Consider the following 23448-nt stretch of genomic DNA (forward strand, 5'->3'; position numbering starts at 1 on the left):
GATGAAACTGAAAACGTTAGCACTCGCACTGACGCTTGTCTCGGTGTCGACTTCTGTACTGGCTGTTGATGGCCTGGTAGAAAAGACCCGGCAGGCACAAAAATCAGAACAAGTTCACAATCAAGCCCGTGAAGCCGGGTTTAAGCAGACAGAAGCAGAGATACGTGCTCAAAAAGATGCGCTGCTGGCTCAGCGTGAATCACTGAATACTGAGATTGATCAACTAAGCAGCTCTTTCAGCGAAAACGAACAATCACTGGCTCAACTGGAAGAAGAGCTAAGACTTGAATCCGGAAGTCTGGGTGAGCTGTTTGGCGTGGTACGCCAGACGGCAAAAGACTTGCAGGCGGAGCTGGAAACATCGGTCACCGGTGCTGATCGTCATCAGTATGCTGCTGTTGTAGACAATATCGTTGATGCGAAGGCATTGCCTTCACTGAAACAGCTGAATGGGTTGTGGCAAGGTATGCTTGAGCAGATCACGGCCAGCTCGGAAGTGCGTAAAGTGTCTGTCTCTTATATCAACGGAGAAGGGTATCAATCCACTGTGGATGCGTACCGCCTTGGCAGTATTGGCTTGATTGGTGAGCAGGGCTATCTGGCCTGGAATGGGATTCGCCAGGTGGCGACGCCGTATTTGAAGCAACCAGAGAACGGCCCGGTAGCCAGCCAGATTGCCTCGTTGAAACAAGCAGGTTTGCAAATGGCTGTCGTTGACCCATCTCGCGGTAAAATGCTGGAGCAGTTGGCGCATACACCCTCTTTGGCAGAACGCCTGTCCCAAGGCGGTGTCGTAGGTAAAATTATTCTTGGATTGCTGGCGATTGGCGGCATCATTGCTTTGTATCGCGGTTGTAAGTTGCTCTGGATTCGCCAGCAAATCAATGCCCAACTGAAGCAACCAGAAAAACCAGGCAACAACCCGCTGGGCCGTGTTCTGAATGTGTACGACACCGATCAAAAGCGTTCTGTTGAAGCCTTGGAACTCCGGTTGCTGGAAACCATTGTTGATGAACAGCAGGGGCTGGAACGTGGTTTATCTATGTTGAAACTGCTGGCCGCGCTGGCACCAATGCTGGGCCTGCTGGGAACTGTAACCGGCATGATTGAAACCTTCCAGGTCATTACTCAGTTTGGTAATGGTGATCCGAAAGTAATGGCGGGCGGGATCTCCATGGCATTGGTGACAACCGTATTGGGTTTGATATCAGCAATGCCTTTGCTGCTTGCACATAATCTGTTGAGTGCGCAGGCAGATGCGATCCGCAGTATTCTTGAGAAGCAGGGGATCAGCTTGGTCGCTGCTGAAGCAGAAAAGACAGGAAGCACGGCGTAATGGATCTGGCACTGTTCAGTAACGATTTTGCCGCAACCTGGTGGATCTCCCTGCAGCAGTTCATGCAACAGGGAGGACAAATACTCTGGTGGCTGGCCGGTGTTGTGTTGGTCTCCTGGTTGCTGGTTACAGAGCGTTTGTTGTATCTGGCGTTTACCTATCCCAAGCAAAAACAGCAGTGGCTGGCTCTGTGGTATGCCAGAGACGATCAGACCTCCTGGTATGCGCATGCCATACGCGCCGGTTGGCTCAGTGAAGCCCATCTTGCTTTATCTCAGAATCTTAATGTGATTAAAGTCCTGGTAGCGATATGCCCAATGTTAGGACTGCTGGGAACCGTGACCGGGATGATCTCCGTCTTTGATGTCATGGCCAATCAAGGCAGCAGCCAGCCGAAACTGATGGCTTCGGGGATCTCACTTGCGACCTTGCCAACGATGGCGGGGATGGTTGCTGCACTGGCTGGCATGTTTATTCATGCCCGTCTTGCAAAAGCATGCAAGATGCGTGAGCAAAAATTAGAAAAATTGATGAGGAGTCAACGATGAGGTTAAGTCGCCCTTCTGTCGCTCGGGAAGAAGCTCAGATTGACCTGACTTCGATGCTGGATATCGTGTTTATCATGTTGATTTTTTTCATCGTGACCAGCTCTTTTGTTCGTGAGTCCGGTGTTGAAGTGAATCGTCCGCAAGCCAGTAATGTGGTCAGCCAGAAAGATGCGGGTATTTTTGTTGCGATCACTTCGGCAAATGACGTGTATATCGATAAGCGTGTTGTTGATGTTGAACGCGTACAGGCAACACTGGAAACCTTGTTGCTAGACCAGCCAGATGCGTCTTTGGTGATTCAGGCTGACGAGCACGCATACAGTGGTACTGTGGTCAAAGTGATGGATGCGGCAAAAGGCGCCGGAGTCAAAAATATCGCCTTGGCGGCGGAGAAACGCTGATGTTCAGGCTTCTATTGGCCGCACCGTTAGCGCTTCTGATTACGGGTGGCTTGTTTACATTTATGGCCTGGATGGTTGATGACGGAAATCGCCAACTGCCGGAAGCAAAAGAATCGCTGGCGTTTAATATGGTGATGGTTGAGCAGGAACGTGAAGCCCAGCGCAGACAACGGACAGTGCCGGAAAAACCGGAAACACCTGAGCCGCCACCACAGGCTATGCCGAAAAGCGCTCAGGCAAGTGCTGTGACACCTTTGGTATCGCCAACCATGCCTTCCATCGCCATGGATGCTTCAGTGAAAGGTCTGGCTATCAGTTTACCGACCGTTTCAGATGTCGGAAGGGATCAGCAGGCCATGCCGCTGTATCGCGTCGAGCCTAAATACCCAGCCCGGGCCCTCAAAAGAAACATTGAAGGTTATGTGGTGTTGTCATTTACGATTGATCCGCAGGGCAGGCCAACCGATATCAAGATAGTTGAGGCAGAGCCAAATCGTGTCTTTGACCGTGAAGCCATCCGCGCTTTAAAGAATTGGAAATACCAACCAAAGATAGAAGGCGGTCAAGCGCTATCCCAGTATGGTCAGCAAGTAAAAGTGGAATTTAATCTGAGTAAGTGATGAAAAAATTAGCTTTTATCATAGCGTTCTTATTTGCGCCTGTTGTGCTGTCAGCCCAACTGTCTCAGTACACAGCGGGCAAAGTCCAGCAGGCACAGAAACTGCAACTGGAAGATAAGGTGAGCGCTGCCATTGTTTTGCTCAGGGAGATGGATATTTCCCGTGCGTACGATCAAGCGTTTGTTAACCGTATGCTGGGTGTGTATTACTGGCAGGACGGCAAACCGGCTTTATCGATTCAGCGGTTAACGCAATCGATTGAGAGTGGTTTGCTTGATGACGAGTATCTGAGATCCACACAACGTATGCTGGCTGATATATTGCTATCTCAGGCGCAATATCAAAAAGCTCTTCACTATTACTATCCACTCAGTCAATCGATTCCTGCGACTGAAAAAGCTGATGAGCTCTGGCTGAGAATTGCCCAGGCCAATTATCAGCTTGAAGAGTGGCGATCGGTACTGTCAGCGATTCAGCAGTATGAGCGTGTTCATCAACAAAAAGAAGTGCAGCCTTTATCATTAAAGCTGGGGGCTCAGCTACAGCTGCAGCAGTATCAGTCAGCGCTTCCAACCTTAAGCAGTCTTATTACGCTGGAACCGCAGAAAGTCGTTTGGTGGCGGCAGCTGGCAGGCATTGAAATGCGGCTGGAGAGAAGAAAACAGGCGATTGAAACGTTAGCGCTGGCAAAGCGTCAGGGTGTTGCCTTATCTCAGCAGGATCTGAAAACGCTTGGGCAGCTATACGCCCAAGAGGGAATGCCAGAGAAAGCCGCTCGGATTTTTGCATCACTGGACAACAGCGACAGTCATCTTGACTTATTGATCTCCCGGGCGACTTACTGGCAAATGGCAAAAGAGTGGGATAAAGCCATAGAAACGTGGCGAAAAGCCGTTCAATTAGATACTCAGTATCGCTGGCAGCTTTCGACGCTTCTACTTCAGGAAGGACATTATCAGCTTGCGCTGAATGAACTGGATAAACTTCAGATAAAAGGTAAGCAAGCGGAAATTGAGCTGGCCAAAGTGCGTGCCTATTACAAATTAGAAAATCTTGAACTGGCCATTGTACATGCCAAGAAAGCGGATAATTTAGAATCGACAAAGGCTTCACAAAGTTGGATTAAGTATCTGAATCAATTGCGTGATATGGAAAGTTAAGTTCAAGATATGAAAGCAGAGATAAAAACGGCGCATGGCGTCGTTTTTTGCTAATATGCACCTGCAATTCAATCCAGCTCAAATGAATCCACTTGCCTGTTTATATAAAGGCGATAAAGTGGTTCCGCAATCATTAATCTGTCTCTAATGTATTTTAACTGAACAGGAAGATGCTGAATTTTCTGAAATATGTATTGTTGAGTAATCTGCTGGCAGCAGGGGCTGTCTGGGTCGGGCATAAATACGTTGAACAGCCGTTTAGTATCAGCGGTGATGTTCTGTTTTATATGTTTGCATTGCAATGGCTACTTGCTGGTATGGTCTGGAATGGCGGTAAAGAGAGCCAGTCATTTGATGATGATAGGCCTGAGATAAAAGCGGTATCTATGTTGTCGGATCATGAGATAGAAGCAGACAGGCAGAACGAAATGAAAGCCAACTACCGTTTTGGTTTCATTTTCTTTTTATCGGGCTTATTTCCTTTATTTGCCTGTGTTTTATAATCGGTATTTCATTGAGAAGCTACCCGCTTCACGGCGGGCAGCTATAGCACTGGCGGATAATTTATGCGGAATAGGGTAAATAACCGGTAAAGCCACAGATTTTCCAGCCTGCATCCGTGTGTTTCAGGTAGTAAAGCGACTGCCATAACAGTTCATCGGCCCCGCCATCTGCACGTTGGATGCTGCCACAGAATTGTTTACGGGCAATTGCACGTCCGTTCTCAATGCTAATGTCATTCAAGGTCGTGGCAGCATGAACCGCCGGCTCTAACGGTTCGCTGTACACGGTTTCTTGCGCGACCTTTGCCTGACGCAGCCACTCTTCTTGGTAGTCTGCCAGGGAGGAAAAAGCAAAAGTCCATGCTGCCGGGTTATCTGACTTGTTTGCATTGATGGCATAAAATTCGTCTACCACAAAGTCCTCAGCGACCTGTGACCAGTCTGCCTCGCAGTAAGCTTTAATATCACGCGCGACAAGCATATCCCAGATTGCTGCACGATCATTATCCGTTCCGGTAAATGGGTTGGTTTTTATCATATTGGCTCTCCCTGAATATCAATCCCAATCGGGTATACCACTCAGATCTGAATGGTGAATGAAACGACGGACATCAAACTTGAAATGAACCCTAAATTAAACTGGCACAGTTTAAGGTTGGGATCTTGAACAATAAAAAGCGCCTGATACTCAGGGAATATACGAAAAAGGCATGGGGATGAAAGAAACAGGTATCTTTCGCAGGTCGATTATGTCACAGCTGAGTGGCTGCATGGAAAACGACAATGATGCGCTAAACCGCTCAAACAGAGTGAAAGTCTGAGCGGTAGGGCACTGAGATATCGGTCAGAAATACAGCCGAACGACTGATTCTGCGACACAACCAGGACGACGGCATCCTTCAATTTCTACGGAAATTTCCTGTACAATTTCCAGGCCACGTTTTATTGGCGTGACAGACTGAATCTTAGTGCGGGCTCGCACACGGCTGCCTTCTTTAACCGGATACGGGAAACGAACCTGATTTAAACCGTAATTCACCGTCATTTTTGCAGTCGGGAATTTCTGGTTGTCAGGATCGACGCTATCGGTCAGCACAGAAAGTAGCGAGAGCGTCAGAAATCCGTGTGCAATTGTTGTCTTAAAGGGGGATTCAAGCTCAGCACGTTCTGGATCTGTGTGAATCCACTGATGATCATCAGTGACATCAGCAAATCGATTAATGCGCTCTTGATCGACAGTCAGCCAACTGCCAACGTGAATCTCTTCTCCCAGCGATGCGAGTAGCTCTTCCATCAGCTTAGCGGCTTCTGGATGAATCTCGATTGCTGCTGTTTTTGGTACAGATTCGCCGTTTGAGGCAATATTTTCTGCTTTCACCCAACCTGTAACATGGGCTTTGTTCAGAAATTCAATCCAATAGTCGCGAATTGACGGCGACAGCCAGTCTTTCAGCTCAAATGGGTGCTTGGCCAAAATTTCACTTTTCTGTTTGAGAAAGTCGACCACTTTCATGCTTACCAACCTTTATCGTTTTTTCTTCGTATGATTGAGGCGGCATATTGAATCTCGGCTTCGCAGCAGCAGGATTAAAATGTGCCCTTGATCTCAAATAACTCATCGGATGAGTTCTCATTATTATAAATCAAATTGATGTCGTCACTGTAAAGTGTGCGTCAAATCATACTTTTGCCTTGTAATGTGATCTTGATCACTATGTTTAGCGTGAGGATTCGCCACTGGCTATTGCTGGCTTCAGGTCGTTGGTTCGGATTCATAGGCTTGTGAGGCTCAATGTGACTGACAACAAACATCTGTTTTTCATCTATGTGATTATAGATTGTCGCAGGAAAAAGAAGTGAATAGTGTGCGATTGATACCTGTTTTGACTTTCTTAGATTATACCTACCCTATGACCTGCTTGTGCAGGGGACAGGGTGTCAGGTGGGGTTGTGTGCTGTCGGACCTGGTTGTGGTGTTGTGTGTTCATTTTAAGCATTCGGGGCGCATTAGCAGCCCCGGGTGATGAAATTGTTTTTGCGCTGGATAAATTTGTGAATCAGGCTGTGACGAGCTCAATCCCTGGCGCATCATTAGCTGTGTTAGTGAATGGTGAGATTCGTTTATTACGCGGTTACGGTGTCACTAAGGTGGGTGGTGATCAAAAGATCGATTCTGCCACCGTGTTTCCTCTGGCATCGATTTCTAAAACTTTTGCTTCAGCGGCAACAGCTCTGCTCGTTGATCGCGGCCTGATTGAATGGGATACGCACGTTGTGCCGTACCTTGAAAATGTTAAATTCAGTGATCCGGATTTAGGTAAAGTTGTTACATTGCGAAATGTCTTGTCGCATACGACTGGCCTGGTACCTCAGGCCTATTCCGACTTACTTGAAAATGATGTGAGCTATCAGCGAATTCTTTCAATCCTCAACAGAGTCAAATTTGTTTGTGAGCCCGGTGAATGCTACGGGTATCAGAATATTGTCTATAACCTGAGCGCTGACATGATTTCACTGGCATCGGGTATGGAATACAGCCAGTTTGTGACAGAGCATATTTTTATTCCGCTTCATATGCACAATGCAACGTTTGGCTTAAAGCGTTTTCTGGAGGCTGAAGACAGAGTTGTTCCCCATGTCAGAACCAAGTCAGGCTATGCAGCTGTTAAACCTGCGCCTTACTATTATGGTGTGCCAGCCGCGGCTGGCGTTAATGCCAGCGCACAGGATCTTGCACAGTGGATGCTGGCTCAGTTTGGTCAATATCCAGAGGTACTGAGCGCTGATAACCTCACACTTCTGCATAAGCCGTTCATTCGGGCGAATCAGTATCGATATCGGGCAAAGCTGAATAATGTGTATTACGGGCTTGGGTGGCGAACATTTGATTATCAAGGCGTGCCTGGATTTGTTCATCACGGTGGCTGGGTGAAGGGGATAAGAACAGAGATGGTTTTTAATCCGGCGACTCAGACTGGGATGGTTTTCCTGACCAATTGCGAAACCGATGTGGCGAGAGAAATCGTATTAGAATTTCTGGATTTGTATAAACGCTATATTGACCCTGGTATTTCCGGATCTGAAGTAGCAACATCAAGAAATTAAAGCGCTTTTTTTGAAATCTGAAGTCTAAAATTTATCTTGGTAATCTCTTGTATTTTTAAATGTCAGGCGTACACTTCGTTTGAAATTTGCCGGTAATCACTGACGAACTAAGGAGCATAACATGGCAAAGAAAAAGTGCTGTCAGCACACAGAGCAGGCCACATCGACTGGCTTTGAAACCGATCATGGTCGCGGAACAATCATGGACAATGCGCTGAAAGCCGTCGTCACCAGTAAAGTTTTCCGTAGCCGAGTTGAAAAAGCCCGAAAAGGCAAAGGCAGTTTTCAGCGTAAAGCAAAACACGGAGGACGAGAGTCCTGGCCAATCGCTGCTTAATGTAAGCATGATTGCCCAGGACTCTTTTTCAGGTGGAATATTTTTTGACTTCATGGTCAGGAAATGATTGTCAGGCATAGTTATCCGATTTACTCTGTCTGTCTTGTTCATTAGAAGGGAATCTGGGAATGAAAAAGCTTTGGTTTGGTTTATTTGCTCTGTGCCTGCTGAATATGTCGCAGGCTGTTGCACAGGAAAAGGTGTTGGTTTTTGCTGCGTCTTCGCTCACCAATGCGCTGAGTGAATTGGCAGAAAGTTATGAAGATGCCAGTGGCGATGATATTGTGCTTTCGTTTGCATCTTCTTCAACCCTTGCCCGCCAGTTGGCTCAGGGCGCACCCGCGGATTTGTACCTGTCAGCAAATACCAAGTGGATGGATTATGCAGCAGAGCAGCAAGTAATCAATTCTGAGTCACGCAAAGATTTACTGCACAATCGGTTAGTTCTGGTGACACATCAGTCTGAATCGGTGGATTCAGTCGCGCTAGATAGCTCGTGGAATATCAGCAAAGCATTAATGGGTAGCCGACTCGCCGTTGGCGACCCGAATCATGTACCGGCTGGCATTTATGCACAAGAGGCCCTGACATCATTGGGACTTTGGCAACAAGCCGAACCTTTACTGGCGAGAGCGAACAATGTTCGAGCGGCGCTCTTACTGGTGGAAAGGCAGGAAGCAAAGTTTGGTATTGTTTATCAGACAGATGCTCAGGTGGCGAAAAACGTCAAAGTTGTTGCCCACTTTCCAGAGCAAAGCCATCAGCCAATTACCTATCCGGTTGCATTAACCCAGCAGACACCATCGAAATCGGCGCAGGGATTTTATGACTACCTACAGACGTCTGATGCGGCTGAGGTGTTTCAGCGTTACGGTTTTTCAGTCAATGAACCAAGGGGAAGTGTGTCATTCTGAGTCATCCCATGGATACCTTTACCTTAACCGACTATGAAGTCACTGCACTACAACTGAGTTTGAAAGTTGCATTCACTGCAGTGATTGTCAGTCTGCCGGCAGGCATTGGTTGTGCCTGGCTATTGGCGAGAGGGCAATTTTGGGGAAAATCCCTGTTGGATGGTTTGGTGCATTTGCCTTTAGTACTTCCTCCGGTTGTGATCGGTTACCTGCTGCTCGTCATGATGGGACGACAGGGTGTGATTGGCGCTTATCTGTACGATTGGTTTGGCATCACGTTTGGGTTTAGCTGGCGTGGCGCCGTTCTGGCTGTCGCTGTGGTTGCTTTTCCATTAATGGTAAGAGCAATACGGCTTGCACTGGAAAATGTCGATCCCAAATTAGAGCAGGCGGCACGCACGCTCGGGGCTAGCCCTGTCAAAGTCTTTCTGACCATCACTCTGCCATTGATGTTGCCGGGCATACTGACCGGCACTGTCCTTGCCTTTGCGCGGGCACTGGGTGAATTTGGTGCCACCATCACTTTTGTCTCGAATATACCCGGCGAAACGCAAACGATCCCTCTGGCCATGTTTTCCTTCATTGAAACACCGGGAGCGGAAGCAGAAGCCGCCCGCCTGTGCGTGATCGCCATTATGATTGCTCTGTTGTCATTAGTGATCGCAGAGTGGCTGGCCCGTGCAGCACGAAAAAGAGTGGGTCACTGATGCTAGCGCTGAATTTTGTCAAGCAACTTGGACAAACCCGACTGGATGTTGACTTGTGCTTACCTGCGTCGGGCATTATTGCTATTTTTGGCCGCTCTGGCGCGGGTAAAACCTCTTTTATCAATATCGTCAGTGGCCTGAGTAAACCCGATGAAGGCCATATTGCATTTGGCGAGCACGTGCTTTGTGATACTTGGCAGGGGATTCATTTACCACCGGAAAAGCGCCGGATTGGCTATGTTTTTCAGGATGCCCGATTGTTTCCGCACTATACCGTGAAAGGAAATCTGCTTTATGGTAACCACGGAAAGCCTGACCCGGAACTGTTCAGTGAAGTCGTTCAACTGCTGGATATATCGCATTTATTGACTCGTTATCCTGCCAGTTTATCTGGCGGTGAGAAGCAGCGTGTTGCCATTGGCCGCGCGTTACTGAGTAAGCCCGATATGTTGCTGATGGATGAGCCCTTAGCCTCGCTGGATTTACCGCGAAAACAAGAGTTGATGCCTTATCTGGAATCGTTAGCGAAAAGTGTCAGCATTCCTGTACTTTATGTCAGCCACAGCCTGGATGAGATACTTCGCCTGGCAGATCATATGGTGGTGCTGGATCAGGGCAAGGTGATTGGGAATGGCGCACTGACAGATGTATGGGCCTCCTCTGTGATGCGTCCCTGGCTCAGCGCCAGAGAACAAAGCTCAGTGTTGCAGCTAAAAGTCACCGAACATCATCCTTCCTATCCGTTGACCCAGCTTTGTATCGGACCCGATCTGCCGCTGTGGGTCAGCCGAGTGCGCCGGCCTGCCGGGGATATGGTCAGGGTGAGAATTCACGCCAATGACATTTCCGTTACCAGAATCAAACCCGTGCAGACCAGCATACGTAATGTGTTGCCTGTCACCGTCGAAGGCATAGAGCCACATCAATACCACGCTGATATCGTGGTGATTCGTTTAGCGATTGGCACCTCAATACTGACGGCGAACATCACGCCCTGGGCGGCAGATGAGCTGAACCTTCAGGTTGGCGATAAGCTGTATGCGCAGATCAAAGGCGTCAGTCTCAGCCAGCAGGATCTGGCCTGAGTCGCCAACTGCTTGGTGTTCTAATCATCGTCTCATTTTCCCTGTGAATATCTTGCTTGCACCAATTTGCTGCGTGCGTTTTTTGTCAGAATCGAACAAAAAATAATCACCTTGTGTTGTGTGTATTTTGAACAATGTACGGGTGGTTTATCTGCTTGTTTCATGAAGATTAAGTTCGGCAGTGTGCTTAAAAACTGGCATATTTTTGTGTCAAATGATTGTCAGAATGTGCATTTTTTAAACGCCAACTATTGCTAGCAGATGTTCGCAGTCAGTATATTCCTCTCCCGTTGTTGGCTGATTTTATCTTTGCATCTGTAAAGATTACTTATTGCAGAGACTTATCCCTGGCTACTGATTGTTTTGGCCTCTGCGTTATAAATCAGGATCTTATTATTATTAAGTGGATGTACCCATGCGAATTATTTCAGTTTTGATTCTATCTGTGTTTGCTCTTGTCGGATGTGGCGGTTCGGACGGCGGTTCAGGTAACAACTCGACTTCTCATAATGGTTCTACAGTCTCAAATGGCGGTTCTTCAGAGCGACCAACCACTGAAGATGGCGGTCAGACGACAGGTGGATCTACCGGCTCAGGCTCAAACACCGGCAGCTCCAACACAGGCGGCTCAGATCAAACAGGCACTGGCTCAGATACAGGCAGCTCAGATCAATCCTTGGCTGATGAAATGTTGACAGCGGTGAATGCTGCGCGTGCCCAGGGTCAGACTTGTGGTAGCACTTGGATGCCAGCCGTCGGCCCCCTGACATGGGATGCCACGTTAGAGCACACGGCCTACCTGCATTCCAGTGATATGGCCAACTATGACTATTTCAGCCATACAGGCCTGGATAAATCATCGCCTAGCCAGCGTGTGACCGAACAGGGATACAACTGGAAAACTGTGGGTGAGAATATTGCGGCAGGTCAGAAGACGGTATCTGCGGTGATGCAGGGCTGGCTGAAAAGTGAAGGGCATTGCAAAAACATCATGAACGGCAGTTTCACCCAGATGGGCGCTGCGTCTGATACGAACTCAGGCAGTACCTACGGTATTTACTGGACTCAGGTGTTCGCTTCACCAAAGTAAATAGCAAAGAGTAAAGCCAAACTTGCCTGGACATTACCGGGCAAAGTTTGGCTATTTTCGTTGATGCTATTGATGCTATTGATGCTATTGATGCTATTGATGCTATTGATGCCATTGCTGGTAAGCCGCAATACAGCGGATCTGAGGAAGTTTATCTTTCAGCACATTATCAAAGCCGCTTTGCTTATAATTTCTGAGCTCAACATTGTATTTAGCTGTGGCTAGATCATAGTTGTTGGAATGGAGTATAGAACCGGCACAGGTTTTTTTATACTGATCCCAGTCACTGTAATACTTCACATAAAATGTCTGGATCCAAGCGCCTCCGGAATTATCCTCACCACCAGTTATTTTCTTATTGATGATACGCTCGGCATAATATTCCCAAGTACCATCGTCAAAAATTGTAAACTGAGCTGGATTATCGTATTCCAGATTTTCACGGAAATAGGCCACATTGGTAAATTGAAAGACCGGATTTTTGGTGTTGGGCTTTTTATCGGTTCTTGCCGGCAAATAAATGTCCATCGTCTTATCGATGGGCGAGGCTGTAGGGGCTTGCGTGCTGGTTTCATCGTCACCTGAACTGCAACCTTGCAGTAATATCAGGCCCAGAACAGTAAAGGATGTGATGAAAATACTGCGATTGTAAGACATGAAAATTCTCCTACGATGGTTATGCATCTGCATAAATCTCAACGTATGCAATGTCATCTTTGAGAATATCGGTAACGTCTCGTTTGTGACGTATCAACACTGAGACGCCAAGGACTTCTTCTGGACTCAACAAAGAAGTGTGTGACTTTACAGTAAGCTGGCCAGAACGGTGGCTGAGTCCATTTCGCAATAAACCCTCCTTTATTTTATACCCTGCCAGAATGACAGTGAGTAACGGCAAACCCAGTCGGGGTCATCAAGGGGTAAGTCATGGCCGGCACTTGGGTGTATGTGTATGGGGCATTGCCAGTACTGGGCAAGCGTACGGCTGCAAGAAACATCGACCAGCTCGTCATGCTGCGAAGCAAGCAGTAATACGGGTTTATCCGGAACATCTTTATATCTGAAGCTCAAAGCCGCATTCAGTTGCCTGAGCAGATTACTCCTTTGGATAGGACATTCTTTGCGCCATCGAATCCATGTTTTCAGTGTGTCAGGATCTTCGGGGTACATGTTTGAGGTCATACGAAGAATGTATTTTTCCTGCTCTTCGGGTTTGCTCATCATCAATCTGATGATATTGGGGTACTGCCGCCACCGTAATCGCTTATAAAAGGGGGATTGTTTGCCATCACTGGTATTGAGCAGCACCAGTGATTTTACTTCCTCCGGGTACAATCTTGCCCACTCAAGCGCAATCATCCCTCCCATAGAAATCGCCAGCAGATCATAGGTGCCGGCTTCTATTTTATTTTCCGTTTCGAGTTCCCGGGCGTGTAAAAAATGTAACTGCTGATGGAGGTCATCAACCATGGCACTGATGGTGGAGGGGGACGTCTCAAGAAACCGCTGACCGTTACCGGCCAGATCCAACGCGATCACTTTACGGAAAGGAAAGTGTGATCTTAATTGTTGGGTGAAATTGCCCCAGTGCCTTTGCTCGCGAAGTAAGCCTCGCAAAAGGATAATAGGTCGTTGGCAGTGAGTCATGAGCAGTTATCCTGATGGTTTGATGAATACCAGAGCAACATAGCCTGGTGCCAGTCCGCAATATCTTCGTTGTGGCTGAACCAGTTGGTATAAGCTTCGGTCGCATTTATCAGAAAGTCTAACAGAACGAGGTGTTTGCGGAGTGTCCGTTGCACTCTGTGCTTTTTCATCGGATGAAATAATCCCAGAGGATGCCAGAGTTGCAATGGGTTTTTTCTCACCCACAACCAGGAGCCCATTTCCAGCGTGAGCGGCAACAGGGGACTTCCCTGATTTTCCGCTTCGTCATATAAGTAGTCCCACAAGTCACCGTGGCAGGTGTAATGTTTTGTCTGCGGTTCGAATACATAGTTCTGATGAGGGTATGCCTGAAAAAACATGTCGCGGATCCGATACAGGTTGCCGAGTCGCGAGACAGGCTGCAGGGTACTTTTGGCGTAAGGGAACCAGATCCTGTCTCTGAGCCCAAAACCTGAATGGCAATCCAGCGCGATGGTGAACGGGCTTTGCCGGGTTTGTTTGAGTACCTGATCAACCAGCAACTGCGCCTCTGCTTCCATCGGACGCCCTGCCGGACCGCGATACCAGGGCAGGCGGGGACTGATTCTGTGACCCCCCACAAGCCACGCGGTTCGCTCTGTACTTTCGACCGGGGCATTGCGCATCAGATCCACATGTCTGGCATTCGAGCGGCGTTGCAAGGCCATGCCCACAGGATTAAGCAACGGGATCGCCACGATTTGCATTTTTTCGAGGGTGCGTTTCAGGTTATTGTCCCAGGCAAGACGACGGCACAGGCTGGTCAGCAGAGAGAGTAAAACCTGAGTCCCGATGCGTTCAAGGCCATGCACGCCGCCAACCAGAAACAGACAGGGCAAACCTGGCCTGGGGTTGCCCAAGCGGCACTCATAAATGGGGAGATGCTGATCATGGAAAGGTAACCGGATCAACTCGCTGGCCTGAAGGCTCATGCGGTTTTGAATTGCCGCTTCACTTTTGATCAGTGCTTCAAGTTGTATCAGTTCAGGCAAACGCTCAGCTATAGTCACATTGAATCCCTGTTTTCATCATCACTATACCTGCCCCACTTGAAGCTGCAGCGGTGTTGGCTACATTCATTCACTGGAACGCCAGCCCGGCCCAATCACATAGTTCAGCTATGTTCATGGGGATTCATTCACTTGCCGCCTACCTGCATCATCAAGTAGTTTAGGTATACACTTATCATGGTTCATAGTGGCGTGAAAAGCTGACAGCTTTATTGCAACTGAGCGCGTTAATGTTCTAGGCCAGTGCCCAGCGAAAAGCCTGAGAAAAGAGATGCTTGCCGTTCGCAGGGATCACTTGCCCATGGGCGAACAGAATTCTGTCAAATGGCCAGGTCAGAATTTCCTGTAAGGACTGACGTAACCGGGTTTTGTTGTGGAAGCTGTGACGCCAGTAGAGGGGCATCGCAGGGTGGAAATAGCAGCCATTGGCGAATGCCAGGGCCACGGTTGCCGGGTTGTGACTGTTCCGCAGCCAGGCCATGGCGTCGCCAAGAATCAGGGTTTGCGAGTCGGGATCGCAAAACACCACTTCTTCAACCTTATCGCTGCCTCTTAACAGCGTCTGCAATAATTGTCCTCGCCAGAGTGCTGGCGTTTCAGCACCCAGTGCATCATCAAATACCAGATCCGTGCGCTTGAATTGAAGCCCTGGCGGGGCATAAAAGGTTGCCTGGGAATAGGCCAGCCACCACTCCGATAGAAAGAGATGATGGTTCAGATTAGGCGTCACTATCGCAGCAACCCGACCGAGTTTGGCTAACTGAAGCTGGATCGCTGTGGTGAGCTGAACCGGTGAATGGATCAGAAGGTTATCGTTTTTAAGCCGTATCACCGTCATGCGACAGCCAACAGGTACGCCAAATCGTTTCCACGGCATATCCTGATACCAGATTCGATCTTTACTCCATTCGATCATCGCTTTATTCCTGAAAGCATCACCTGTATTTTCGGCGGAGTGTATCAGAGAAAAGTCTGCTTATATATAGAGTGAACAGCAGATAAGTTACACCGTAGTTAAAGACATGAATTGCATAACAGGCTGAATATAAAAAGTAATTATTTCGCCAGGAGTTGGTTGATTTCGCCATGCTCTGAGTTTAGCTTTTGTTTATCTTATTGAATTATAATGGGAATGTATTTTTGGTATGTAACTTGCTAAATGCGTGTACCAACGATGAATCAGGTATATTGAACATGAATAAATTTATTCAATACAGACAGGATAATTATTCCGTTTTTTATCAGAGTTAACATATTCAGAACAATACAGTTAAAACACTGAAGCTCTGCTTTTTATCTTCTACGCACATCAGTAGAATTCAGTTTGATTTATTCGTTGCTTTTTCATGTGCAATCTCACAGTCGCAATTTTATGTGATTACTCAATAACAAAATGAATCGCGCGAAATTGCATTAGACTTGAGTTGTAGCGATTGGTGACGTTTCGTCATAAAAAAGGAGAATATGATGAAAGGACTACACACCGTGTTACGGTGGTTGGCGGCTAGGCCTTATATTTATGCCATTGGTATTACGGTCTTAATTATTGGCTGGATGCTGTCTGGCACTCAGTCTCAGACTGACAGCGCCGCGAATCAGACATCCGGTCATGAAAACGGTGTGTCTGTTCAGGCTCAGAATCAGGATAAGGCGCCGGTACCTAAAGTCAGAATCACCACTTTTGAAGCCGAACCCGTTTTTCGGAGTCTGACGCTCTACGGTAAAACAGAGCCCAGCCGGCAGGCGACCGTTAAAGCTGAAGTCGCTGGCCGGGTGGTTGATGTGATAGCGCAGCGTGGCTCGTTGGTGAAAGAAGGGCAGATCATTGCCCGTCTTGCTCAGGATGACTGGCCGGAGCAATTAAAACGGGCGAAAGCGGTACTCAAACAACGGCAGATTGAATACGACGGAGCAAAACAACTCAATGAAAAAGGGTTTCAGGGCCGTGTTCTGTTAGCGCAAACCGAAGCCGAGCTCGTCGATGCAAAGGCAACCATAGCGACCTTGACGCTGAAGCTGGAAAAAACCACGATCCGGGCACCGCTGAGCGGTATTCTAAATGATCGGATGGTGGAAGTGGGGGATTATGTGCAGGAGGGCGATCCGGTCGGCACGATTGCGGATATCGATCCGCTGATCGTCAGAGCGGATGTCACTGAAACGGATATTCAGCATATTCGTTTGGGCCAGGAAGCAGAAGCCAGATTGGTTGGCGATCACTCCGCCACAGGCAAGGTACGTTATCTTTCTAAAGTGGCGAATGAAACCACCAATACATTTCGTATTGAGGTGGCTTTCGACAATGAAGCATTGCAATTACTGGCGGGGACGAGTGCAGAGCTGATCGTCCCGATCGAAAAAACGGAAGCGATTAAAGTGACACCTGCCGTTCTGGCACTCGATGAAGCCGGTAATCTTGGCGTCAAAACCGTCGAGCAAGATCATGTGGTCTTTACCCCGGTGCGCGTCGTGAAAAGTGATGGTGACGGGACCTGGCTGGGTGGATTTTCAGGCATGGTGGATGTCATCACCGTTGGCCAGGGTTTTGTACGCCCGGGCGAGCGTGTTGAAGCAATCAGGATGGAGAACTGAGCATGCTTGGGATGATAGATGCCGCTTTGCATCGTACCCGCACCGTTGTCCTTATTTTGCTGCTTCTTTTGGTTGCCGGGTATATGAGTTACCAGAGTATTCCCAAAGAAGCAGAGCCGGATATTACGATTCCCTTTATTTACGTCTCGATATCTCATAGCGGTATTTCACCGGAAGATGCTGAACGCTTGTTGTTGCGTCCGATGGAAAAGGAGTTGCGGGGTATCGATGGTGTGAAAGAAATGACCTCAACTGCCAGTGAAGGTCATGGCTCGGTATTGCTGGAGTTCGTCGCCGGGGCTGACACCAACAGCGCATTAGCGGATGTCCGCGAGAAAGTGAGTCTGGCAAAGGCGAAATTGCCGGACGGCACAGACGAGCCGACGGTGAATGAAGTCACCATGGCTTCTGAAAACCCGGCCATCACAGTCATGTTGTCGGGCACAGCGCCAGAGAGGGCGCTGATTACTATCGCCCGCGATCTGAAAGATAAGCTTGAAAGCATGCGGGAAGTGCTGGAAGTCGATATCGGTGGTGATCGGGAAGACATGATTGAGATCCTGGTCGATCCGCTGTTGATGGAAAGCTACGATCTGGACCAGCAGGATATTTATAACCTGATCGCCCGTAATAACCGGCTTGTGGCAGCAGGTACGCTTGACAGCGGACAGGGACGCTTTCCGATCAAGCTGCCATCAGTCTTTGACAACATCAAAGATGTGATGGAAATGCCGGTCAAAGTATCCGGCGATAAAGTGATTACTTTTGGGGATGTGGCAACCGTTCGCCGGACGTTTCAGGATGCAGAGTCCTATGCCCGTGTGAACGGCAAACCTGCCGTATCGCTGGAAGTCAAAAAGCGGCCGGGCGAGAACATCATTCAGACCGTCGAAGGCGTCAAGGCCCTGATTGAAAGTGAGCGCGAATTCTGGCCGCCAACTATTACGGTGGATTACACCGGCGATCAGTCAAAACATGTCAAAACCATGTTGAATGATCTGCAAAACAATGTGCTGTCTGCCATTTTACTGGTGGTTATTGTCATTATCGCCATTCTTGGTGCACGAACGGCATTGCTGGTGGGTATTGCTATCCCCGGCTCATTCCTGACCGGGATTCTGGCATTGGCTGTGCTGGGTTATACGGTCAACATGGTCGTGCTCTTTGCCCTGATCATGGCTGTTGGCATGCTGGTAGACGGCGCCATCGTGGTCACTGAATACGCCGACCGTGAAATGAGTGAAGGCACGCCGCGCTATGAAGCCTATAAAAAGGCCTCGAAGCGTATGGCATGGCCGATCATTGCTTCCACCGCAACAACGCTAGCCGCTTTTGGCCCGTTACTCTTCTGGCCGGGAATCATGGGCGAGTTCATGAAATTTCTGCCATTGACTCTGATCATGACCTTAGTTGCCTCTTTGGCGATGGCATTGATTTTTGTGCCGACATTAGGGGGCTTGTTTGGTAAGCCGCGCCCCATCTCTGCTGAAAAACGTCAGCAGCTGATCGAAGCTGAAGAAGGGGATATTGAGCACCTGCCAGGTTTCACCGGTCATTATGTCCGGGTACTTAAAGCGGCAGTCAAGCGGCCATGGCGGGTATTATTCGGCGCGTTGGCGTTCTCGTTTGCGGTTATTCTACTTTACGGTAAAGCCGGCAATGGAACGGAATTCTTTCCTGAGGTAGAACCTGAAGGGTTTAATATAGTCATTCGGTCTCAGGGCGATCTCTCTATTGAAGAAAAAGATCGCCTGATCCAAGAGGTGGAACGCCAGATCGTGAACTTACCAGAGGTAGAAACCCTGTATGCGCGCTCGGGTGGCGATGACCAGATTGGTATGCTCCGGGTTAACCTGATTGACTGGCAGGACAGACGTCCGGCGGCGGAAACGATCGAAGAGATTAAGCAGCGCACGGGCGGGCTTGCCGGACTGGAAATTGAAGTGCGACAAGATCAGGCTGGCCCTCCGACAGGTGATAAAGATATCAACCTGCAAATCAGCTCGCGTTTTCCTGAGCTGCTCAAAGACACTGTTGCGAAAGTCCGCAAAGAGCTGGAATCCAACCCTGCCTTTACCAACATTGATGATACCGGACCTAAACCGGGTATCGAATGGCAGATCAAAGTGGATCGGGCCGATGCCGCGCGGTTTGGCGCAGATGCCACTTTGGTGGGTAATAATGTTCAGTTTGTCACAACAGGGTTAACGCTCGGCGAATACCGAGCTGATGACGTTGATGATGAAATGGATATTCGTGTGCGCTTTCCGGAACAGTACCGGCATATTACCCGCCTGGAAGAGCTTCGCCTGAAAACGGCGCAGGGGCAAATTCCGCTCAGTAATTTCAGTACCCTTGAGGCTGCCAATAAACTGGATACCATCAAGAAAGTGGATGGACGGCAGGCGCTGTCTGTGACGGCTGACATGGCGCCCGGATACAACTTAAGTAAAGTTATTCCCGAAGTCATGGCGCGGCTACCCGAGTTGGGGCTGGATCCCAGGGTGCAGATTACGCTCAGAGGGGAGAATGAAGAGCAGGAAAAAGCCTCGGCTTTCCTGAGTAAAGCCTTCCTGATTGCGATGGCCGTGATGGCGATTATTCTGGTGACGCAGTTTAACTCTTTCTACCAGGCTTTTCTGATTCTGACTGCTGTGTTGTTCTCAACAGTTGGCGTACTGCTTGGGATGCTGGTGTTTAACCAGCCGTTCGGCATAGTGATGTCCGGGATAGGTATTATCTCGCTGGCCGGGATTGTGGTGAATAACAATATTGTTCTGATTGATACTTATAACGTTCTCAGAAACCAGGGTATGGAGGCGATTGAAGCGATTCTTCGCACCGGTGCCCAGCGTTTGCGTCCTGTCTTGATGACAACGGTCACCACCATTTTAGGTTTGATGCCTATGGTCCTGATGGTGAATGTGGATCTGATCCAGCGCAAAGTGGAGTTCGGCGCGCCGTCGACGCAAATGTGGGCACAGCTTGCCACTGCGGTGGCGGGAGGATTGGCCTTTGCAACAGTTTTGACGCTGGTCATCACCCCTTGCATGCTGGCGCTGGGCGTTCATCGCCAGCAGCGTAGGAAAGACAAAGCAAACAGCAATAACTCACCGCATTTCATTGATGATGCAATGATAGATGACGATGAAGAAGTGAAATCGCTGGAAAAAGTCAGTTAACGATCCGGCTTGTTCTGTACTGATCGGATTTGCTCATCTGTGAATCATAAAAAGAACCGCCACCTTGTTAAGGGTGGCGGTTTTTCTTGGGCTAGGGTGTTGCATTGTTATCAGGCGTGCATGGTTATCAGGCGATAACCAGGAAGAACACAGCGGTTGCAACAATACCAATCAGTGCATAAGGGATCTGAGTCAGTGCGTGCTGCATAGCGGTACAGCCACTGCCTTGTGCAGAAAGCACCGTTGAGTCACTGAAGAAGCATGAGTGACTGCCGGCTGCAGACGCTGACAGCAGGGCACCGATGGTGATAGAGACCGGTACACCCAAATGCGCACCCAGCGGGAATACAATCGGCATGGCGACTGCAAACAGTCCCCAGGATGATGCGGTCGCAAAGACCAGGGCTGCCATCACAAGGAAGATGATTGCAGGGAACATTTGTGCCGACAGGTAAGGCGATACGGTTTCGATCACATACGTTGTCAGGCCCAACTGGTCATTGACGTTTTTCAGCATGAAACCGGCGATAACGGTTGCCAGAGGTAGCATCATGATTTTGATACCGTCATAGACAGCCTCAAACATGGTGTTCACCGGCATCAAGCGTTGTACGCCATACAGGAACATGGTGAAAATCATGGCAACGAAGACACCAGCCAGCAAATCAATATCGAAATACCAGCTTGCGGCAACCAGCACTATCATAGGCAAGGCAAAGTTCAGCACGCCAATGGTTGAGTTAGGATGCGCTTTCACATCTTCACCCAGCGCAATGTCAACGCCACCGTCAGGTTGCACCTGGCCATTCTGTGCCCGTTTTTCTGCGGCCTTCATCGCGCCCAAATCAGGGATCTTTCCAGTCGCCACCAGGAATACAACCAGCAGTGTTACCCAGCCGTATGCCATGTAAGGAATCGCCTCCATATAGGCCGTGATCCCTTTGCCGGCTTCGGCAATGTCGTTATCTTCCAGCAGTGAGCTGAAGAAAATCGCCCAGGTGGAAATTGGCAGCAGGATACAAACCGGTGCGGCAGTGGAGTCGACCAGATAAGCCAGTTTCTCACGGGAGATTTTGTAGCTGTCTGTAATGCGCTTCATCGATGATGAAATCGCAATCGCATTCAGGTAGTCATCAATGAAGACCAGAATACCCAAAACGAAGGTCAGCACCATTGACTGGCGTTTGCTTTTGACTTTAGTGACCAAAGCTTCACTGAAACTCAGGATACTGCCGCCTTTTTCCAGCATGGTAATCAAACCACCCATTAAGCCACAGACCAGAATCAGCCAGGCAATGGTTTCATCCATCATGACTGTCATCGACATATCGACGACATTACCGACGATTTGCTGAGGATCGATCATGATCAGACCCGCGATTGCTCCACTGAACAGAGCCTCTACGGTGCGGTGAGTCAGTAACGCCACGGCCAGAACAAAAAGGGTTGGTAATAAACTGTACCAGCCATAAGGCGTTCCGGTCTCATGGGTGTTACCAATCATGGCAAAAGTGCCGATGATGCCAGCAATGGCCAGAATAGCCGACATGCTCTTCGCATTTGGCTTCTGCGGCGCATCTAATGCAGGTGTTTTCACTGTCATACAAGAATTCCTTTCCTATCTTTCAGTTACGCTGAATGAAGCATCCACTCAATTTCCAGTGGTGTGACGGCTTTTTCAAAGTCCGCCAGTTCACGTTGCTTGCATGCTAGATAAAGCGAGATAAATGATTGCGGTAGGTACATCGACATTAGCTCGCTTGATGCAAGCTTTATTAGTGCGTCCGGCATGCGAAGAGGTAACTCTACCGCATTGTCTGCCAGTTGTGGTGGGCATTGCTCAAAAGTAAAACGTTCGCTGGCAAGCAAGCCAGCCAAGAGTACTGAAGCAAGCACATACGGGTTGACGTCTGCTCCAGCGATACGATGTTCAATACGGCGGTTGTGGCTGTCACTCATTGGTATTCTGAGTGCAACCCCGCGGTGGTTTTCTCCCCAGTTGGCATGTGTGGGTGTGTACATAGAGGCCGAGAAACGGCGGTATGAATTCACGTTCGGGCAAAGCAGTGCCATGGAATCCGGCATCATGGCCAGCATGGCGGCCAGTGTCTGATAATAAAACGGGCTGGCTTCGCCTTCCTGATCGGAAAACAGGTTCCTGCCGTCTTTATCGACCACACTCAGATGCATGTGTTTGCCGTTACCGGCTTCGTCAGCATAGGGCTTGGCCATGAAAGTCACATCGAAATCATGGGCCTGAGCGACCTGACGAATCAACCGCTTCGCTAGAATGACCTGATCACAGGCATTAACGACATCTTGCTGGTGGTTAAAGTTAATCTCGAACTGACCCGGTGCCGATTCCGACAGTGCGCCTGAAGTATTCAATCCCTGAGCAACCGCAGCGTCATTGAGATCTCGTAAAAACGCGGAATAATCATCCAGGTTTTCTACGTTGTATACGTCAGAACGGTATTCTCTGTCATGGTGGATTGGGTTAAGAGGTGGCTGGATTGCCCCATGTGTACCGCGATTTTTATCCAGCAGATAAAACTCAAGCTCAATCGCAACAACCGGGAACTGTTCGCGTTGGTGAAGCTGCTCAAGCAAGTTCACCAGAACAGAGCGTATACAAAGATCCGTTGGCCGGGTTCCTGATTCATCCATCATTGTCAGCATGACTTGGCCGACTTCAGGATTAAAGGTGGTGGTCAGTGTGCCTGGTACCGGGTAACAGATATGGTCTGGTTCACCCAGTGCCTCGCCGAGTCCCGCTTCCTCAACCACATTCCCTTCAATGCTTAGCGAGATAGTCGAGAGAGGCAAGTAAACACCTTTCTCAATTTTTTCAACCGCTTCGACTGGAATACGTTTGCCTCTAGGGGTGGCGTTGATGTCGGTAAAGAGCAAATCAACAAACCTGATCTCTGGCCACTTTTGTTTAAAATTTTTAACTTCTTCTTTAAATCCGTTCATTCACGAAACACCTCGTGTGGATACATCCTGTAACTTATATTTAACAGATGAACGAGAAATGGCAATAATTGTGTTTAAAATGTTCGAAATATCGAACGTTGATCAAATTTTAGTAACAATTTTGTAAATTGCAGGTTGATTTCCCTTAGTGCTCTAAGCTAGGTTTGTTCAATAAATCGAACACTGATGGCAGGAG

At 48.7% G+C, this 23448-nt stretch carries 22 protein-coding genes; 14 read left to right on the forward strand and 8 right to left on the reverse strand.

Annotation, left to right across the window (positions count from 1 at the left end):
* Position 1 precedes the first annotated feature (1 nt).
* From LN341_RS19940 to LN341_RS19965, 6 genes are all read left to right on the forward strand, one after another.
* Positions 2–1336 (forward strand): MotA/TolQ/ExbB proton channel family protein, encoded by a 1335-nt coding sequence (locus tag LN341_RS19940; protein ID WP_234205424.1) that lies wholly within the window; start codon positions 2–4, stop codon positions 1334–1336.
* Positions 1336–1884 (forward strand): MotA/TolQ/ExbB proton channel family protein, encoded by a 549-nt coding sequence (locus LN341_RS19945; RefSeq protein ID WP_234205426.1) that lies wholly within the window; start codon positions 1336–1338, stop codon positions 1882–1884. The genes LN341_RS19940 and LN341_RS19945 overlap by 1 nt, the downstream gene beginning before the upstream one ends.
* The gene (locus tag LN341_RS19950; RefSeq protein WP_027251132.1) at positions 1881–2285 is read left to right on the forward strand and encodes a biopolymer transporter ExbD; all 405 of its coding nucleotides are present in this window, start codon (positions 1881–1883) and stop codon (positions 2283–2285) included. Before LN341_RS19945 ends, LN341_RS19950 begins: the two co-directional genes overlap by 4 nt.
* Positions 2285–2905, forward strand: a complete 621-nt coding sequence (locus LN341_RS19955) for an energy transducer TonB (RefSeq protein WP_046221190.1) — start codon at positions 2285–2287, stop codon at positions 2903–2905. The genes LN341_RS19950 and LN341_RS19955 overlap by 1 nt, the downstream gene beginning before the upstream one ends.
* A complete protein-coding gene (locus LN341_RS19960; RefSeq protein ID WP_234205428.1) occupies positions 2905–4065 on the forward strand; it encodes a lipopolysaccharide assembly protein LapB in 1161 nt (386 codons plus the stop codon). The genes LN341_RS19955 and LN341_RS19960 overlap by 1 nt, the downstream gene beginning before the upstream one ends.
* Positions 4066–4262: 197 nt before the next feature.
* Positions 4263–4568, forward strand: coding sequence for a hypothetical protein (locus tag LN341_RS19965; protein ID WP_234205430.1), 306 nt, complete (start codon positions 4263–4265; stop codon positions 4566–4568).
* A gap of 61 nt (positions 4569–4629) precedes the next feature.
* On the opposite strand, the gene LN341_RS19970 is transcribed toward LN341_RS19965, so the two are convergent.
* Both LN341_RS19970 and LN341_RS19975 read right to left on the reverse strand, forming a co-directional pair.
* On the reverse strand, positions 4630–5106 hold the full coding sequence (locus LN341_RS19970; protein ID WP_234205433.1) for a hypothetical protein: 477 nt from the start codon (positions 5104–5106) through the stop codon (positions 4630–4632).
* A gap of 306 nt (positions 5107–5412) precedes the next feature.
* A complete protein-coding gene (locus LN341_RS19975) occupies positions 5413–6081 on the reverse strand; it encodes a MaoC family dehydratase (RefSeq protein WP_046220793.1) in 669 nt (222 codons plus the stop codon).
* 467 nt (positions 6082–6548) lie between these two features.
* On the opposite strand from LN341_RS19975, the gene LN341_RS19980 reads away from it, so the two are divergent.
* The 6 genes from LN341_RS19980 to LN341_RS20005 all read left to right on the forward strand — a co-directional run bounded on the left by LN341_RS19980 (position 6549) and on the right by LN341_RS20005 (position 11806).
* On the forward strand, positions 6549–7673 hold the full coding sequence (locus LN341_RS19980; RefSeq protein ID WP_234205435.1) for a serine hydrolase: 1125 nt from the start codon (positions 6549–6551) through the stop codon (positions 7671–7673).
* 121 nt (positions 7674–7794) lie between these two features.
* Positions 7795–8010, forward strand: a complete 216-nt coding sequence (locus tag LN341_RS19985) for an alternative ribosome-rescue factor A (protein WP_046220794.1) — start codon at positions 7795–7797, stop codon at positions 8008–8010.
* A gap of 128 nt (positions 8011–8138) precedes the next feature.
* Complete coding sequence (modA, locus tag LN341_RS19990) at positions 8139–8924, forward strand: molybdate ABC transporter substrate-binding protein (RefSeq protein ID WP_046220795.1); 786 nt, start codon at positions 8139–8141, stop codon at positions 8922–8924.
* Positions 8925–8932: 8 nt separating this feature from the next.
* Positions 8933–9631, forward strand: coding sequence for a molybdate ABC transporter permease subunit (gene modB, locus LN341_RS19995; RefSeq protein ID WP_234205436.1), 699 nt, complete (start codon positions 8933–8935; stop codon positions 9629–9631).
* The gene (gene modC / locus LN341_RS20000; RefSeq protein ID WP_370643760.1) at positions 9631–10716 is read left to right on the forward strand and encodes a molybdenum ABC transporter ATP-binding protein ModC; all 1086 of its coding nucleotides are present in this window, start codon (positions 9631–9633) and stop codon (positions 10714–10716) included. The genes modB and modC overlap by 1 nt, the downstream gene beginning before the upstream one ends.
* 415 nt (positions 10717–11131) lie before the next feature.
* The gene (locus tag LN341_RS20005) at positions 11132–11806 is read left to right on the forward strand and encodes a CAP domain-containing protein (RefSeq protein WP_234205439.1); all 675 of its coding nucleotides are present in this window, start codon (positions 11132–11134) and stop codon (positions 11804–11806) included.
* 102 nt (positions 11807–11908) lie between these two features.
* On the opposite strand, the gene LN341_RS20010 is transcribed toward LN341_RS20005, so the two are convergent.
* The 4 genes from LN341_RS20010 to LN341_RS20025 all read right to left on the reverse strand — a co-directional run bounded on the left by LN341_RS20010 (position 11909) and on the right by LN341_RS20025 (position 15418).
* Positions 11909–12463 carry a hypothetical protein gene (locus LN341_RS20010; RefSeq protein ID WP_120512073.1) on the reverse strand — a complete coding sequence of 185 codons (555 nt, stop codon included), beginning with the start codon at positions 12461–12463 and terminating at the stop codon, positions 11909–11911.
* Between the two features lie 201 nt (positions 12464–12664).
* Positions 12665–13453, reverse strand: a complete 789-nt coding sequence (locus tag LN341_RS20015) for an alpha/beta fold hydrolase (RefSeq protein WP_234205441.1) — start codon at positions 13451–13453, stop codon at positions 12665–12667.
* Positions 13450–14502: a M14 family zinc carboxypeptidase gene (locus LN341_RS20020; protein WP_234205443.1), complete on the reverse strand. Its 1053-nt coding sequence runs from the start codon at positions 14500–14502 to the stop codon at positions 13450–13452. The genes LN341_RS20015 and LN341_RS20020 overlap by 4 nt, the downstream gene beginning before the upstream one ends.
* Positions 14503–14737: 235 nt before the next feature.
* Complete coding sequence (locus LN341_RS20025) at positions 14738–15418, reverse strand: DUF4336 domain-containing protein (RefSeq protein ID WP_234205445.1); 681 nt, start codon at positions 15416–15418, stop codon at positions 14738–14740.
* A gap of 548 nt (positions 15419–15966) precedes the next feature.
* On the opposite strand from LN341_RS20025, the gene LN341_RS20030 reads away from it, so the two are divergent.
* Entirely contained in the window at positions 15967–17094 is a 1128-nt protein-coding gene (locus LN341_RS20030) for an efflux RND transporter periplasmic adaptor subunit (RefSeq protein WP_234205446.1), read from the forward strand.
* Positions 17095–17096: 2 nt separating this feature from the next.
* Positions 17097–20276 (forward strand): efflux RND transporter permease subunit, encoded by a 3180-nt coding sequence (locus LN341_RS20035; RefSeq protein ID WP_234205448.1) that lies wholly within the window; start codon positions 17097–17099, stop codon positions 20274–20276.
* A 127-nt stretch (positions 20277–20403) separates the two neighbouring features.
* Here the strand turns inward: LN341_RS20035 and LN341_RS20040 are convergent, their stop codons facing one another.
* Positions 20404–21879, reverse strand: a complete 1476-nt coding sequence (locus tag LN341_RS20040) for a Na+/H+ antiporter NhaC family protein (RefSeq protein WP_120512068.1) — start codon at positions 21877–21879, stop codon at positions 20404–20406.
* Between the two features lie 26 nt (positions 21880–21905).
* On the reverse strand, positions 21906–23252 hold the full coding sequence (locus LN341_RS20045) for a glutamine synthetase family protein (RefSeq protein WP_234205450.1): 1347 nt from the start codon (positions 23250–23252) through the stop codon (positions 21906–21908).
* Positions 23253–23448: the final 196 nt, after the last annotated feature.

The organism is Photobacterium sp. TLY01, assembly GCF_021432065.1.
In the GTDB taxonomy this organism is placed as follows: Bacteria; Pseudomonadota; Gammaproteobacteria; order Enterobacterales; family Vibrionaceae; genus Photobacterium; species Photobacterium halotolerans_A.

Coding starts and splice junctions, on each gene's coding strand:
- LN341_RS19985 (WP_046220794.1), top strand. CDS start 7,795: ATGGCAAAGAAAAAGTGCTGTCAGCACACAGAGCAGGCCACATCGACT.
- LN341_RS19945 (WP_234205426.1), top strand. CDS start 1,336: ATGGATCTGGCACTGTTCAGTAACGATTTTGCCGCAACCTGGTGGATC.
- modC (WP_370643760.1), top strand. CDS start 9,631: ATGCTAGCGCTGAATTTTGTCAAGCAACTTGGACAAACCCGACTGGAT.
- LN341_RS19950 (WP_027251132.1), top strand. CDS start 1,881: ATGAGGTTAAGTCGCCCTTCTGTCGCTCGGGAAGAAGCTCAGATTGAC.
- modB (WP_234205436.1), top strand. CDS start 8,933: ATGGATACCTTTACCTTAACCGACTATGAAGTCACTGCACTACAACTG.
- LN341_RS20040 (WP_120512068.1), bottom strand. CDS start 21,879: ATGACAGTGAAAACACCTGCATTAGATGCGCCGCAGAAGCCAAATGCG.
- LN341_RS19970 (WP_234205433.1), bottom strand. CDS start 5,106: ATGATAAAAACCAACCCATTTACCGGAACGGATAATGATCGTGCAGCA.
- LN341_RS19940 (WP_234205424.1), top strand. CDS start 2: ATGAAACTGAAAACGTTAGCACTCGCACTGACGCTTGTCTCGGTGTCG.
- LN341_RS20030 (WP_234205446.1), top strand. CDS start 15,967: ATGATGAAAGGACTACACACCGTGTTACGGTGGTTGGCGGCTAGGCCT.
- LN341_RS20005 (WP_234205439.1), top strand. CDS start 11,132: ATGCGAATTATTTCAGTTTTGATTCTATCTGTGTTTGCTCTTGTCGGA.
- LN341_RS19960 (WP_234205428.1), top strand. CDS start 2,905: ATGAAAAAATTAGCTTTTATCATAGCGTTCTTATTTGCGCCTGTTGTG.
- LN341_RS20015 (WP_234205441.1), bottom strand. CDS start 13,453: ATGACTCACTGCCAACGACCTATTATCCTTTTGCGAGGCTTACTTCGC.
- LN341_RS20035 (WP_234205448.1), top strand. CDS start 17,097: ATGCTTGGGATGATAGATGCCGCTTTGCATCGTACCCGCACCGTTGTC.
- LN341_RS20045 (WP_234205450.1), bottom strand. CDS start 23,252: ATGAACGGATTTAAAGAAGAAGTTAAAAATTTTAAACAAAAGTGGCCA.
- LN341_RS19955 (WP_046221190.1), top strand. CDS start 2,285: ATGTTCAGGCTTCTATTGGCCGCACCGTTAGCGCTTCTGATTACGGGT.
- modA (WP_046220795.1), top strand. CDS start 8,139: ATGAAAAAGCTTTGGTTTGGTTTATTTGCTCTGTGCCTGCTGAATATG.
- LN341_RS19975 (WP_046220793.1), bottom strand. CDS start 6,081: ATGAAAGTGGTCGACTTTCTCAAACAGAAAAGTGAAATTTTGGCCAAG.
- LN341_RS20025 (WP_234205445.1), bottom strand. CDS start 15,418: ATGATCGAATGGAGTAAAGATCGAATCTGGTATCAGGATATGCCGTGG.
- LN341_RS20010 (WP_120512073.1), bottom strand. CDS start 12,463: ATGTCTTACAATCGCAGTATTTTCATCACATCCTTTACTGTTCTGGGC.